The following is a 13,854-nucleotide window of genomic DNA, read 5'->3' as shown; positions in this document are numbered from 1 at the left end:
CGCGCGGCCCCGCACCCAGGATGGCTGTCATGTCATCCAGAACGTCACCGTCATCGAGCATCCCTGCGAAGGAGGGCCCGGCGTCCGGGCGCGCCGCCGGGGCGTGGGCTGTCGTGCTCGCCTCCAGCATCGGCCAGTTCCTCGTCGTCCTCGACGTGTCCGTCGTCAACGTCGCACTGCCCAGCATCCGGGACGGACTGTCGCTGAGCAGCACAACGCTGCAATGGGTCGTGAACGCCTATGCGCTGACCTTCGCGGGTTTCCTGCTGCTGGGCGGGCGGGCCGCCGACCTCTTCGGCCGCAAGCCCGTCTACCTCGTGGGCCTGGGCCTGTTCACCGTTGCGAGCCTCGCGGGTGGACTCGCGCAGGACGCGGAGATGCTGATCGCCGCGCGCGCGGTGCAGGGTATCGGGGCCGCCGTCCTGGCACCTGTCACGCTCTCGCTGCTGACCTCCACGTTCCCGGAGGGACCGGCGCGGACCCGGGCGATCGCGACCTGGGCCGCTGTGGGTACGGCGGGCGGCGCAGCGGGCGGGTTGGTCGGCGGGCTGCTGACGGATCTGCTGTCCTGGCGGTGGGTGCTGCTGGTCAACGTCCCCGTGGGGGTGCTCGTCGTCGCCGTGGTCCTGCTCGGGCTGCGGGAACGGCACGAGAAGACCGCCCGCCGGGGCCTGGATCTGCCCGGTGCGGCGCTGGTGACCGTCGGCGTCGCGGCACTCGCGTACGGCATCGGCCGCACCGAGTCGCACTCCTGGGGCAGCGCCGGGGTGCTGGTGCCGCTGGTCGGCGGGCTGCTGGCGCTGGGCGCCTTCGTGGCGGTCGAGGCGCGCACCGCCGAACCGCTCGTGCCGCTCCGGCTGTTCAGGCTGCGCGCCGTCGCGGCGGGCAACGTGGTGACTTTCGTCGCGATGACCGGCGCCTTCGCGATGTGGTACTTCCTGTCCCTCTACATGCAGAACGTGCTGGGCTACTCCGCCGTCCGCGCGGGGGGCTCCTTCCTGCCGCACACCGCGGGGGTCATCGTCGGCTCCAAGGTGGCGCCCCGGCTGATGTCCCGGTTCGGTACCCGCACGATGGTGGCCGTGGGCGGCGTGGTGACGACGGCCGGCTTCGGCTGGCAGGGGCTCGTACTGACCGCGGACGGCACCTTCCTCGGCGCGATCCTGGGCCCGGGCCTCCTGATGGCCACCGGGATCGGCCTGCTGATGACCCCGCTGACCGACGCCGCGACCACCGGTGGCGCCGCGCGGGAAGCCGGGGTGGTGGCCGGGCTGGTCAACACCTCGCGGCAGATCGGGGGCGCGCTCGGCCTCGCCGTACTCGGCGCCGTCGCCGCCGGTGCGACCACCGCGCACAACGCCCGGCCCACCCCGGGGCAGCTCGCCGACGGCTACGCCGCCGCCTATCTGGCCGCAGCCGCGCTCACCGCCGCCTCTGTGCTGCTCGTCGGCCTGCTGCCACGGGCCGAGCAATCGCCGCCGGAGCGGCGGGCCACCGAAGCACCGGCGGAGACCGCCGAGGCCCTGGTCTGAGCCCCGCTTTCCGGATCCGCCTTCCCCTCGTCCACGAGGCCGGGGGCGGCAGGGAACGCGGCTGAACCCTGCCGCCCCGCGGCTGCCGCGTCAGCCGGTCCGGCCCAGGAGGCTCCCCAGCGTCTGCCGCAGAGAGGTTTCCGGCGCCGAGCCGGGAGCCTCGGCGCACCAGGCCACGAACCGTCGGGGCGCACCAGGACAGCGCCGCATTCGTTCCCCGCGCGCGGGGGCGCCGAGGCGGGGCCCCTCTTGTCCACCACGAGCGGGCGCACTCTCCAGCGGGTCAGGAACAGCGCCGTGGACAGACCGACCGGTCCGCCGCCAGCCACCAGCACCGGCACATGCCGGGTATGCCGGATGCGCGGGCCCGACGCGGGACGCGGCGCCAGTGCAGATAGCTGCGGGCCGAACTCGACCAGGCGGTGGACGAAGCACTGGGCTGAGGGGCCGCCGCCCGCGCCGGTGAGCGAGCGCCGGGCTCACGCCCTTGCACGGCGGCGGAGGGCGACCGTGTTCGCGGTCAGGGTCGCAGCGACGGCCAGCCCCATGCCGAGCACCGCGCCGCCCAGGCCCAGCGCGGGTGAGCTGAAGCCGAGGGCCAGCACGACGAGGGCACCGGCCACCACCAGCAGGCCGTGCCCCACGGCGCCGGTGCCGGTCAGCGGGTGCAGTACGCCCAGCACGAGCTGCACGGTCACCACGGGTACGGCCACGGCCAGGCCGGCGGCCCGCTCGGAGAGATGTGCGTGGTGCTCGGTCGCATCGAGGGCCACCTCCAGCCCGGAGCCCAGCGCGGCGAGCGCGGCGAAGACGACGTAGTGCCCGTAGCCCCACACCAGCGCGGTACGCAGGTTGGCCAGCACGGCGTCGCTGCCGGTGAAGTAGATCCACCACAGCGCGAAGACAAGCAGCAGCCCGCCGAGGGCGATCAGCAGCACATGGGCGGACAGGCCGTGGTCGGTCACGGCCGACTGGACGGCGTTGAGACTGGCGAGGATCACCTCGCCGAGCACGATGATGGTGAACAACCCGTACCGCTCGGCGATATGCCCGGGGTGCCAGCTGGTGGCCCGGCCCCGGGACTCTGCCCATGCCGGTACCGCCAGCTCCACCACCACCAGCAGCACAAAGGTGACCGGTGCCCACACGCCGGACGCCCACAGCCGGGCGATCCAGCCGCACTGCACCACGGCGATCCCCGCGGCGTAGCGCAGCGCGGCACCACGGCCCGCGGAGTGCTCGGCCGCGGCCCGGAGCCACTGGGCGATCATCGCGATGCGCATGATGACGTAACCGACCACGACCACCGAGAAGTCGCCGTCCTGGAATGCCTCGGGCACCCCCGCGGCCAGCACCAGCACGCCCGCCATCTGAAGCAGGGTCAGCAACCGGTAGAGCACGTCGTCGGTGTCGTAGGCGGAGGCGAACCAGCTGAAGTTCATCCACGCCCACCAGATTGCGAAGAACACCGCGGCATAGCCGATGAGCCCGGACCCGACGTGCCCCTCCGCCAGGGCATGGTGAAGCTGGTCGGCGGCCTGCGCGACCGCGACCACGAACGTCAGATCGAACAGCAGCTCCAGCGGGGTGGCCGCCCGGTGCTCCTCGCCCGGGTCCCGGCCCCGCATCACCCGCCGCAGCGCCCCGGTCCGCTCCGCGAAGCTGTCGCCTCCGCTCATCTGCCTCTCCCGCCATATGTCCTGCGTACTGTGTGCTGTCACCGCGCCGTGGGCCGCATTCGGGACGTCATCGCCGCCGGCTGCCGGGGCGGCCGTCTCCCGGCGGGCCGTGCTGGGAGGCTTCCGTGCGGAACTCCACCCGCTCCGGGGTCTCCTGCGGGTGGAAGAACGGCGTGTCCATCGGCCCGGGCGCCACGACGTTCACCGAGATCCTGCGGTCGGCGAACTCCTTGGCCGCGGCCCGTGTGAAGTGCTCCAGCGGCGCCTTGCCACCGGCGTAGGTGGAGTAGCCGTCGGTGAAGGCCGCGAGCAGGCCCAGGTTCTTCTCTTCCCGCCGATGAGCGCGACCTTGTTCGGCAGCGTGTTCTCGGCCATGCCCGGCGCTCCTTCACGTCATCGCTGGTGACCGACCTGATCACAGCTATCGACGAGACTAAGCAGACATTTCGGGCATCGGGCCCGAGGCAGGCCGGAGGGACCCCCTACCCGGTCGTCGTTCGCCGCGACGCCGTACGGCCCACAGCACGCACCATCGCTTTCGCACAGGAATCCGCACGGAGAAAGCCTGTTGCAGGCGAGGCGCGAGGTGTGCTTGCATGCCCGGCATGATCGTCTGCGGGCTTCTTCTTCTCGGCTGCCGCGGCGGGGTCTGACCGACCGGCACCCCGCCGTGGGGTGCCGTGCTGCCGGTCTCCCAACGACCGTGCCGAGGAAGGCCGCAGACAGATGCACACTCGTCATACCCCCTCACCCGTCGCCCCGGCCGGGGCACCCTCCTGGAATCCGCAGCGCCCCAGCGGTATGCCGTTCCACCGCTACCGTCCCGCCCACGAGCGGGTCCAACTCCCCCAGTCCGCTCCCGGCGCACAGCGCGACTGGCCGAACGCCCGCACCGAACAGGCCCCGCTGTGGGTCCCGGTCGATCTGCGGGACGGCAACCAGGCGCTGGCCGAGCCGATGGGGACGGAACGCAAGCGGCTGATGTTCGACATGCTGGTCCGGCTCGGCTTCAAGGAGATCGAGGTCGCCTATCCGTCGGCGAGCCGCACCGACTTCGACTTCGTCCGCCATCTGGCCACTTCCGGCGCGGTGCCCGACGATGTGACGGTCGTCGTCTTCACCCCCGCGCGGCAGGAGCTGATCGAGCGCACCTTCGCCTCCGTCGAGGGGCTGCCGCGCGTCGTCGTCCACCTCTACACGCCCACCGCGCCGGTGTGGCGGGACGTCGTACTCGGCCGCGGGCGGGGAGAGGTGCGGGCACTCGTACGGGAAGCGGCCGAGCAGCTGGCGCGGCTGGCGGACGCGCGCCCGGCGCAGCACATCCGGTTCGAGTTCTCCCCCGAGGTGTTCGTACTGACCGAGCCCGACTATGTGCTGGGGTTGTGCAACGAGCTGACCGAGCTGTGGGACGCGTCGCCGGACCGGCCGGTCATCCACAACCTCCCGGCGACCGTCGAGATCGCCACGCCCAACGTCTACGCCGACCAGATCGAGTACGCACACCACAATCTGTCCCGCCGTGACGCCGTCATCCTCTCCGTCCACCCGCACAACGACCGCGGCACCGGCGTCGCCTGCGCCGAACTGGCCGTGCTGGCGGGTGCGCAGCGCGTGGAGGGCTGTCTGTTCGGCAACGGGGAGCGCACCGGCAACGTCGATCTGGTGACGCTCGCCCTCAATCTGTACACGCAGGGCGTCGACCCGATGATCGACCTCTCGGAGCTGGACACCGTCCGCAGCACCGTCGAGCACTGCAACCAGCTCCCCGTACACCCCCGCCATCCCTACGGCGGTGAACTGGTGCACACGGCGTTCTCCGGAACCCATCAGGACGCCATCAGCAAGGGCTTCGCCCACCACGGGCGGCAGGCCGCCGAGTTGGGGGTGTCCGAGGCGGAGGCGCCCTGGGAAGTGCCGTATCTGCCGGTGGACCCGGCGGACCTGGGCCGCAGTTACGAGGCCGTCATCCGCGTCAACAGCCAGTCCGGCAAGGGCGGGATCGGCCATCTGCTGTACACCCATCATGGTGTGGAGCTGCCCGCCCAGCTGCGCGCCGACTTCTCCCGCATCGTGCAGGAGGCCACCGACCACAGCGGACGCGAGGCGACGCCGAAGGAGCTGTGGGAGCTGTTCTCGGCGGCGTATCTGGAACCCGGCGAGGCGGGGTCGCTGCTGCTGGAGTCCTGGAGCACCGAGGAGACAGCGCCCGGCGAGCACCGGTTCACCTGCTGGCTGAGCGGCCATGGGGTACGGCCCGGCTGGTACGAGGGCACCGGCAACGGTCCGCTGTCCGCCTTCACCCGCGCCCTGGAGGGCGCCGGGATGTCCGTCACCGTGCTGGATTTCGTCCAGCACGCCACCACGGCCGGTCCGGACAGCCCCGCCATGGCCTACGCGTCCTGCCGCACCGGCGACCAGGAGCGCTGGGGCGCGGGCCGTGACACCTCCGTGCTGACCGCGTCCGTACGGGCGGTGCTTGCCGCGGTCAACCGGGCCCTGTGACGGGCGGGGCGGTCGCCGCACCGAGTGTGCGGGCGACCGCCCCGGAGCCGGACTCTGCCGAAATGCGCCTCAGCCGTGTGCGACCACGGCCACCGGCACGGCGGCGTGGTGCAGGACCGCGTGGGTGACCGAGCCGACGCGGGCGCCGGCACGGCCGTGCCGGGTGCGGCGGCCGACGACGACCAGCGAACCGTCGTACGAGGCTTTGACCAGGTGGTCGGCGGGGCTGCCGATCCGGGATTCCTCGATGACCTCCACATCCGGGTACTTCTGGCACCACGGGCGCAGTGCCTCGGTGATCTCGGCCGCCTTCTCGCGGGCGAGCTCCTTGTGCAGACCGAGCACCGCGGACATGCCGTAGACGTAGTAGGGCGGCAACTTCCAGGCGTGGACGGCCCGTACGGCGGCGCCGCGCCGGGCGGCCTCCTCGAAAGCGAAGGCGAGCACGGCGTCGTTGGGGCTGTCGGCATCCAGCCCGAGGACGACCGGGCGGAAGGCGGTCGCGGCGGACGGGATACCGGCGGGGTCCATGTCGTGCTCGTCGGACGCCTGTTCTCGGGCCCGTACGAAGACCACAGGCCGCTCGACATCCGCAGCCACGGCCAGTCCCACCGAGCCGACCAGGAATCCGCCGATCCCGCTCAGTCCGCGGGAGCCGAGGACCAGCAGTTCGGCGTCCTTCGCCGCGGCCGTCAGCAGCTCGGCGGGCGGGCCCTCGATCTGTTCGACGGTCACCTCCGGTCCGGAATGGCGCAGTCGGATGCCGTCGGCCGTCTCGTCGGCCATCCGGTCGGTCCAGCGCTGCCGCGGCTCGGCACCGACCAGCAGCCGGGTCTGCGTAAAGGGTGCGGGAGCCGGCTCGCGGACGTGGAGCAGCCGCAGTGGCAGACCGAGCAGCTGAGCCTCGCGCGCGGCCCATTCGGCGGCGGCCCGGCTTTCGGGCGAGCCGTCGAGGCCCACGGTCACATTGCGGGACATGGCGTCCACCTCTCGTATCGGGGTCTCCCCCAGAGTCGGCAGGGAAGTGGCCGCAGGACAGGGGCCGCAGGTCCCGGAGAGAGCCCGTCCGGCCACCTCATGGCCGCACTCCGCCCCGTGGTGGGCAACTCCGGTGAGCGGGACGGCGCCGGCCGGCCGATGCGGCGCGTCCCCGGCGGAGAAAGCCGCCTGCGGCGGAACTGAGCGCCGTCCGCCTCATCCGAACACAGGCGCGGTACCGACCGGCCCTACCGCGCGACCTGCCGGCACGGCTTTCCTTCGGTCATGTGCGAGAACATCCTGGAGTCCGCGCCCGGCCACACGGAACGCCTCGACGGCGGCGTGACTGTCATGGAGCTGCGCGGCGAGATCGACATCCGTACGGCGCCGTTCCTCGCGGCCCGGCTCGACCGGCTGACCGCGGGGCCGCATCCCGATCTGGTGCTCGATCTGCGGTCCGTTTCCTTCATGGATTGCAGCGGGCTACGCCTTCTGTGCCGGGCGAGAAACCGTACCCTGGCGCGAGGAGGGCGACTGCGGCTCGTCACCGGCAGCAGCCACTTCCTGCGCATCCTCAAGCACACCGGCCTGGCCGGTCTCTTCGAGGTGCATCCGCGCCTGCCCGAGGCCCTGAGCACCAACCCCGGCGAGAACATACGTCCCCCCGCCACCACGAGTTGACCGGCCACTGCGGCTGCTCGTCCGAGGGCGAGTTGGGACAGGCGCGGCAGTGCGAGGCTCCCGGGGTGGAGGTCGATGTGCCGGCGGCTGAGGAGTGCGGCGCGCAGCGCCCCGGAGGGCCACGCCTCATGCCCCGCCCGGTGACCCGTACGCGTCGGCCGGGGTACGCAACCGGCCGACTTGTACGTACACATGCAGCGAGCGAGCGCTCTCAGCTGAGACCGCGCACGAGCTGCTCGGCGGTCTCGGCGATCAGGGCGTCCTTGGGCGAGGAGTCGTATCCGGGCCGGTCGGACAGGACAGCCATCACGAGCGGGGCTTTGTTGGGCGGCCACACGACGGCGATGTCGTTGGCCCTGCCCCAGTTGCCGGTTCCGGTCTTGTCGGCCACCTTCCAGCCCCGGGGAACCCCGGCCCGGATGCGCTTCTCGCCCACGCTGGTGGTGTTGCTCAGGAGCCAGTCCTTGAGCAGGGCGCGTTTGTCGCCGGTCAGCGCGTCACCCAGCACGAGTTCGCGGAGGTCGGTGGCGATCGCCTCGGGCGTGGTGGTGTCGCGCGGGTCCCCTGGCCGGTCCCTGTTCAACTCGGGCTCGTAGTTGTCCATACGGCTGACCTTGTCGCCGAGTCCGCGCAGATAGGCGGTCAGTTGCTTCGGGCCGCCGAGGTCGCGCATCAGCAGATTGCCGGCGGTGCCGTCGCTGTAGCGGACGGCGGCATCACACAGCTGCCTGATGGTCATCCCGGTCGCGATGTGCTTCTCGGTGACCGGCGAGATGGAGTCGACATCGGCCTTGCTGTACCTGACACGTTTGTCCAGGTGACCGAGGGGGTTCCGGTGCAGGACGGCCGCCGCGGCGAACGCCTTGAAGGTGGAGCAGAACGCGAACCGCTCGTCCGCGCGGTACGCCATCGTGGCGCCGGTGCCGGTTTCCAGGGCGTACACACCGAGCCGGGCGCCGTACTTGCGCTCGAGCGTGGCGAATCGCGCGCGGTGCGCGGACGCGGACGGTGCAGCCCGAGAGCGGCGAGTGGGCGTCGGGGAGGGCCTGGAGTCCGAGTCCGGACGGTGGTCCGTCCGGCATCCCGCCAGCGGCAGCAGGGCGGCTGCCAGCACCAACGAGCGGCGGGACAGGCCGGGCTGTTCGAGAGACGTACGGAAGGGCATCTGCCTGGCTCCAGCGGGTCAGCTTCGCCATGAAGGACGGCGTCGAGAGTTCGCTGCGCAGGGCGACTTGCGCCTTGATCAGCAACTTCGCCAGTATGCCGCGCGATATGACCCGGCTGCTCAGCGCGGTCCGGCGGGACGAGGGTGCACCCTCTGAGCTCCGCGCCGCCGGGCCGGCACCTCACCGCTTCGGAACCGGGGCGGTGGCGGGCGTTGTCCATGGGTTATGCGCGTCACGATGATTCTTCCCGCTCTGACGGAGGCGACCAGCCCGCTCTTCCGGCCCGTCAAGTACTCCCTCTTCCCGCCGCTCGGCCTGGCCACCCTGGCCGGCTACCTCGGCCCCGACGACGAGGTGGAGCTGTACGACGAACATGTCGAGCGGCTCGACCTCGCCGCCCTGGAGACCCCCGAGCTGCTCGTTCTTCAGCCGTACATCACCTCGGCGCGGCGTGCGTACGAGATAGCCGACCACTTCCGCGCCCGGGGCGCGCACGTGGCGATGGGCGGGCTGCACGTCACCTCGCTGCCCGACGAGGCCGCGGCGCACGCCGACACCGTCTTCACCGGGCCGGGTGAGGACGCCTGGCCGCGGTTCCTGAAGGAGTTCCGGGACGGTGTCCCCGCACGGCGGTACGACTCCGGGCCGCAGCGCACGCTGGAGGGCCTGCCGCCGGTGCGGCGCGACCTGATCAAGCGGCAGCTGTATCTGGTGCCGAACTCCCTGGTGGTCTCACGCGGTTGCCCGCACCACTGCGACTTCTGCTACAAGGACGCCTTCTTCGAGGGCGGCAAGTCCTTCTACACCCAGGCGGTCGACGACGCGCTCGCCGAGATCGACCGGCTGCCGGGGCGGCATCTGTACTTCCTCGACGACCATCTGCTCGGCAACCGCCGGTTCGCCACCGCTCTGTTCGACGGCATGGCCGGTATGGGCAGGCTGTGGCAGGCGGCCGCCACCGTGAAGTCCGTACTGGAGCCGGATCTGCTGGAGCGGGCGCAGGCCGCCGGGCTGCGCAGCCTCTTCGTCGGGTTCGAGACGGTCAACGACGCCAATCTCGCCGAGCGCCGCAAGAACCAGAACATCGGCCGCGACTACTCCGCCGCCGTCCGCCGCCTCCACGACGCAGGAGTCATGGTCAACGCCAGCTTCGTCTTCGGGCTGGACCAGGACGGCCCAGACGTCTTCGACCGCACCGTCGAGTGGGCCGTGGAGCAGGGCATCGAGACAGCCACGTTCCACATCATGACCCCGTACCCCTCCACCGGTCTGTGGCGGCAACTGGCCGCCGAGGACCGGATACTCCACCAGGACTGGGACCTGTACGACACCCGCCATGTCGTCTTCCGGCCACGCGGCATGACGGCCCGTCAGCTGGAGGACGGCTACTGGCGTGCGTACCGCGACTTCTACCGCTGGCGGAACATCTGGCGGGGTGCCGCGGTCCAGCCCGGCGGGCACGAACGGCTGCGGCACCTGGCGTACGCGGGCGGCTGGAAGAAGTTCGAACCCGCCTGGGACGCGCTGATCCGCAGCCGCCGGGTGGTACGCGCACTCCCCTTGCTGGAGCGCACCCTCGGCGCGTTCGGCGGCCGGTCGGCGACCGGCTGACGCTGCCCGCTACACCCCGCTGGGCCAGGTGACTTGCTCGCCCTCGCCGACGGGTGCGGACGGCAGAGGGGTGAGGGCCTCGGAGTGGTCGAGGTGGAGCAGAGCGTCGTAGCGCTCCCCCAGCACGGTGGGCACGTAGTTGCCCCACCTTTCGCGCCGTGGGTCGTAGACCACGCCGACGGCCCGGTGCTCCAGGCGCCGCCACAGCCACTCGGAGCCGCCATTGATGGGCACCCCGCTGCGGTGACCGCGCGGGATGAGGAAGAGCGCCCGCCCGTCCTCCAGAGAACGCTCCGTGAGCGGGCGGTCCGCCAGAGCGAGGTGCAGAACGTGCTCGAGGCTGCCTTCGTTGGCCGGCGGTACGCGCATCACCCGCGGCGTGTCCGCCCAGCGAGGGGCCGCGACGACCGAGCCCTGGTACGAGCTGAAGCCCACCAGGGTGACGCCCTCCGCGTCGTGGCGCTCACGGACGAGCTGGCCGAGGTTGACCATGCCGACATCGGCCATGTCCGTCGCCCGTGCGTCGCCGACATGGGTGTTGTGCGCCCAGACCACCGCCTTCGCGTCGGGTCCGTGGTGCTCCATCAGCCGGTCGAGGGTGTCGGCCATGTGGTGGTCGCGGATGTTCCACGCCTCCGGGCCGCCGCCGATCACGGCGCGGTAGTACCGCTCGGCTCCGGCCAGCACCTCGGCGTTCTGCCGGGCGGCGAAGTCGGCCAGGCTCCCGTCCGCCGTCCGTGCCGCCCCGGCCCGGCCACGCAGCCGGGTCAGCAGACCGAGGACCTCCCGCTCGCAGCCGGCCGGCACCAGGCGGGTGGCCATGGCGTAGGTCTCGGGGTCCGCCGCGTACGGCTCGAAGCAGCGGTACGCCTCCAGCGCGGCCTCCACCTGGTCCGGCACGTGCTCCCGCAGATGATCGAGGACAGCTCGCAGCGACTCCCACAGCGAGTACACGTCCAGTCCGAAGAAGCCCACCGGCCGGGAGGGTGCCACCGTCGTGTTGTAGTCGCGCAGCCAGCGGCTGAACGTCGCCACCTCGGAGTTGGCCCACATCCACGTCGGCCACCGGTCGAAGTTCTCCAGGACCTCGACCGGATCCGCGGGGGCTCCCGGCGCAGCCGTGACGGCGCAGTGCAGCGCCTGGCAGTCGGGCCAGTCCCCCTCGACCGCCACGAACGAGAAGCCCTTCTCCTCGATCAGCCGGCGGGTGAGCAGCGCGCGCCACCGGTAGAAGCCCGTGGTGCCGTGGGATGCCTCGCCCACCAGCACGTAGCGGGAGTCACCGATGTGCTCCAGCAGCGGATCGAGCGAATCAGTACCCGTCAGAGGCAGCGCGTCGGCCCGGATCCGGTCGAGCGTCCTCGGAGCGTCGCCGTCAGATGTCGCTGCCATCAGGGAGCCTCCTCACGTGGAGCGGAGCGGAGGGCCGCTGCGCCGGCCGGGCGGACGGAGACTCCCAGCATGCGCCTGTGCGCGGCCCCGCGCACGGTCAGCGCCCGTCACCCCCGCGGAGCGCTCCCTCCCGCCTTGTCGCCCTCCACGTCGGCGGGCGCCCGGCATCACGTCCGTCCCTCCCGCTCCTGGACCGCTTCCAGGACCGCCGGCGCCGTCATCCAGTCGGCCCGCAACACCCGGAAACCCGCGCTCTCATACGCGGCGTTGACCTGCTCGTCATCGTCGACCACCAGCGTCACAGGGCGCTCCCGGGCCAGCTGCTGCAGCAGCTCCAGCTTGGTGACGCGCGCGGGACGGCGGTCGCCGTCCGCCCGCATCAGGAGCCGTCCGATGGGCAGGCCGTGGGTTTTCAGCCATTCCACGCTGTCGGCCCGGCAGCGTTCCGGGCGCCCGGTGACGTACCCGAGTTCGCACCGTCGGGCGGTCTCCATCGCCAGAGCGATGCCCTTCGCCAGCGGCGGGTCGTCCACCGCGGCCTGGAAGAAGGAGTCCCAGTCCCGGGGCCGCTGCTGGAGGAAGAGCAGCCGGTGCCGGACATCGGCCAGCGTCCCGTCCAGATCGAAAACCGCCCAGGGCGCCCGCACAGCCATCGCCACCTCGCTCTCCTTCCTCGCGGAGCTTGCGTATCCGGCGCCCCGAAGGGGCGCGGGGAACTACGCGCCCGGCCACGATCCACCCGCATCCCGCGTGCGTCGGGCAGGGGCATCCCCTACCGGAACACCGGAACAACAGAGGGGCGGGGCAAGATCCGCCGCCCACGGCCCCACAAAAAGGGCGGCGGTCGTTGTGCGCGGGGCCGGCGCGTCGGGCCGCCGGGCTACTCCTTGCCCTGTCGGGCCTTCTTGAGCATGCGGCGCCGCTGTCGAGCAGTCGGCTCTTTGCGCCCGGTCTGTCGAAGGTACGCTTCCTCGCGCTGCTGGTTCGTCATGGCTCGACCCTCCGGAGCGACTTACCCGCGTCCCGTTCCGCTCTGCCGTGCCTCAGTATGACCGCAGACCCGGCCTGCCGCACTCCGCGTGAGCGCCTGCTGTCCGCTTTTCGGGTGTCCCGTTCGCAGTCGGCGGAGTACCGGGGTACCGACCAATCATCCGAGTTGTCCGAACCTGCCGTCACCATGAGGGGCGGGGGGTGCCCCGTTCCCGTGGTGTGCAGCGGCCGGACCGACCGGGCGCCGGGGGCCAGGAGGGAGTGGGAGCCGTTGACGGTGGGAGCAGCCACGGCCTGGCTTCTGTCCGCCGGAGTGCCCCTGGTCCTCCTGGCGCTGAGCCTGCCGCTGTGGCACTGGCGCTGGCCCCGCGTTCCGGTGCTGCTGCGGGAGGCCGCGATCATCTCCTCGGTCTTCCTCGTCTGGCAGATCCCGGCCCGGATGGCTGCCGGGAACCTGGACGCCGCCGTCGACCGAGCAGTGTGGCTCTACCGCTGGGAGCAGCTCCTTCGGCTCCCCGACGAGGTGGACTGGCAGCAGGCCGTACTCCCCCACTCGTGGCTGGTGCAAGCCGCCAACCTCTACTACGCGGTGATGCACTTCGGTGCGATGGCGGCCTTGCTCGTCTGGCTCTTCTGGCGGCACCGCTCCGCCTACGGGCGGGTACGCACCTATGTCGTCGTGGTCACGGTCGTGTCGCTGTTGTTGCAGCTCATCCCGGTGGCGCCGCCGCGCCTTGTGACGTGGCTCGGGTTCTCCGACACGGCTGAACGCTACGGGCAGTCCGTCTACCAAACCGGCCCGGGACATGTGGTCGCCGACGAGTTGTCCGCCGTCCCCTCCGTCCATGTCGCCTGGGCGGTGATCGTCGCCGTGGTCGTGATCCGGGTGAGCCGGCGCCGAGTGCGCTGGCTGGTGACCCTGCACCCGCTGCTGACGCTGGTGGTGATCGTCGTGACGGCCAACCACTTCTGGCTGGACGCCGCCGCAGCGATCGCCGTCCTCCTGCTGTGTGCCGTCATCCAATGGTTCGGCCGGGTCTGCACCCGCAGCATCGTCCGGGCCTACCGCCGGGTCTTTGCGTCGCCCGACCGTCCCTCGGCCGCGGCGTCCGATCCACCTGCCGGACCCTCCGGTTCCGAGGGGCCGGGGACCCCCACACGTCGGCCACCGGTCTCCCGGCGTCCCCGCCCACGGCCATGACCGCACGTCCAGCGCGGAAGACCCGGATGCAGGCGGCCTACCGGTGCGCCCCTTTTGCGTACGGCTGTGCGGTCTCTAGGCTGCGCGGGCCGACAGTCCCGGTGCTGCCCAGCCTGCCGGGG

At 71.7% G+C, this 13,854-nt stretch carries 10 protein-coding genes and 2 pseudogenes; 5 read left to right on the top strand and 7 right to left on the bottom strand.

Features of this window, described 5'->3' with window-relative positions; all coding sequences use genetic code 11:
- Positions 1-29: 29 nt before the first annotated feature.
- On the top strand, positions 30-1,532 hold the full coding sequence (locus tag ACTWP9_RS10380) for an MFS transporter (RefSeq protein WP_443245747.1): 1,503 nt from the start codon (positions 30-32) through the stop codon (positions 1,530-1,532).
- Between the two features lie 227 nt (positions 1,533-1,759).
- On the opposite strand, the pseudogene ACTWP9_RS10375 reads toward ACTWP9_RS10380, so the two are convergent.
- From ACTWP9_RS10375 to ACTWP9_RS10365, 3 genes and pseudogenes are all read right to left on the bottom strand, one after another.
- A pseudogene (locus ACTWP9_RS10375) lies at positions 1,760-1,861 on the bottom strand (hypothetical protein); the annotation flags it as partial.
- 150 nt (positions 1,862-2,011) lie between these two features.
- A complete protein-coding gene (locus tag ACTWP9_RS10370; RefSeq protein ID WP_443245746.1) occupies positions 2,012-3,211 on the bottom strand; it encodes a low temperature requirement protein A in 1,200 nt (399 codons plus the stop codon).
- A 130-nt stretch (positions 3,212-3,341) separates the two neighbouring features.
- Positions 3,342-3,524, bottom strand: a pseudogene (locus ACTWP9_RS10365) (SDR family oxidoreductase); the annotation flags it as partial.
- A gap of 413 nt (positions 3,525-3,937) precedes the next feature.
- Here ACTWP9_RS10365 and ACTWP9_RS10360 point away from each other — a divergent pair.
- Positions 3,938-5,713 carry a 2-isopropylmalate synthase gene (locus ACTWP9_RS10360; RefSeq protein WP_443245745.1) on the top strand — a complete coding sequence of 592 codons (1,776 nt, stop codon included), beginning with the start codon at positions 3,938-3,940 and terminating at the stop codon, positions 5,711-5,713.
- A gap of 69 nt (positions 5,714-5,782) precedes the next feature.
- Here ACTWP9_RS10360 and ACTWP9_RS10355 read toward each other — a convergent pair whose 3' ends face one another.
- Entirely contained in the window at positions 5,783-6,691 is a 909-nt protein-coding gene (locus ACTWP9_RS10355) for a universal stress protein (protein ID WP_443245744.1), read from the bottom strand.
- Between the two features lie 285 nt (positions 6,692-6,976).
- Here ACTWP9_RS10355 and ACTWP9_RS10350 point away from each other — a divergent pair, with 285 nt between their 5' ends.
- Positions 6,977-7,372 carry an STAS domain-containing protein gene (locus ACTWP9_RS10350; protein WP_443245743.1) on the top strand — a complete coding sequence of 132 codons (396 nt, stop codon included), beginning with the start codon at positions 6,977-6,979 and terminating at the stop codon, positions 7,370-7,372.
- A gap of 211 nt (positions 7,373-7,583) precedes the next feature.
- Here the strand turns inward: ACTWP9_RS10350 and bla are convergent, their stop codons facing one another.
- A complete protein-coding gene (gene bla, locus ACTWP9_RS10345) occupies positions 7,584-8,537 on the bottom strand; it encodes a class A beta-lactamase (protein ID WP_443245742.1) in 954 nt (317 codons plus the stop codon).
- 238 nt (positions 8,538-8,775) lie between these two features.
- Between bla and ACTWP9_RS10340 the strand changes: the two genes are divergently transcribed.
- Positions 8,776-10,149: a B12-binding domain-containing radical SAM protein gene (locus ACTWP9_RS10340; protein ID WP_443245741.1), complete on the top strand. Its 1,374-nt coding sequence runs from the start codon at positions 8,776-8,778 to the stop codon at positions 10,147-10,149.
- 9 nt (positions 10,150-10,158) lie between these two features.
- Here ACTWP9_RS10340 and ACTWP9_RS10335 read toward each other — a convergent pair whose 3' ends face one another.
- Positions 10,159-11,541: an erythromycin esterase family protein gene (locus tag ACTWP9_RS10335; RefSeq protein WP_443245740.1), complete on the bottom strand. Its 1,383-nt coding sequence runs from the start codon at positions 11,539-11,541 to the stop codon at positions 10,159-10,161.
- A gap of 167 nt (positions 11,542-11,708) precedes the next feature.
- The gene (locus ACTWP9_RS10330) at positions 11,709-12,194 is read right to left on the bottom strand and encodes a phosphatase domain-containing protein (protein WP_443245950.1); all 486 of its coding nucleotides are present in this window, start codon (positions 12,192-12,194) and stop codon (positions 11,709-11,711) included.
- A 614-nt stretch (positions 12,195-12,808) separates the two neighbouring features.
- Here ACTWP9_RS10330 and ACTWP9_RS10325 point away from each other — a divergent pair.
- Positions 12,809-13,732 carry a phosphatase PAP2 family protein gene (locus ACTWP9_RS10325; protein WP_443245949.1) on the top strand — a complete coding sequence of 308 codons (924 nt, stop codon included), beginning with the start codon at positions 12,809-12,811 and terminating at the stop codon, positions 13,730-13,732.
- The last annotated feature ends 122 nt before the right edge of the window (positions 13,733-13,854 follow it).

This window comes from Streptomyces sp. 3N207, assembly GCF_052246355.1.
Classification (GTDB): domain Bacteria; phylum Actinomycetota; class Actinomycetes; order Streptomycetales; family Streptomycetaceae; genus Streptomyces.
Note: the sequence above shows the minus strand (reverse complement) of the source record. Positions and strands in the feature narration are given on the sequence as shown.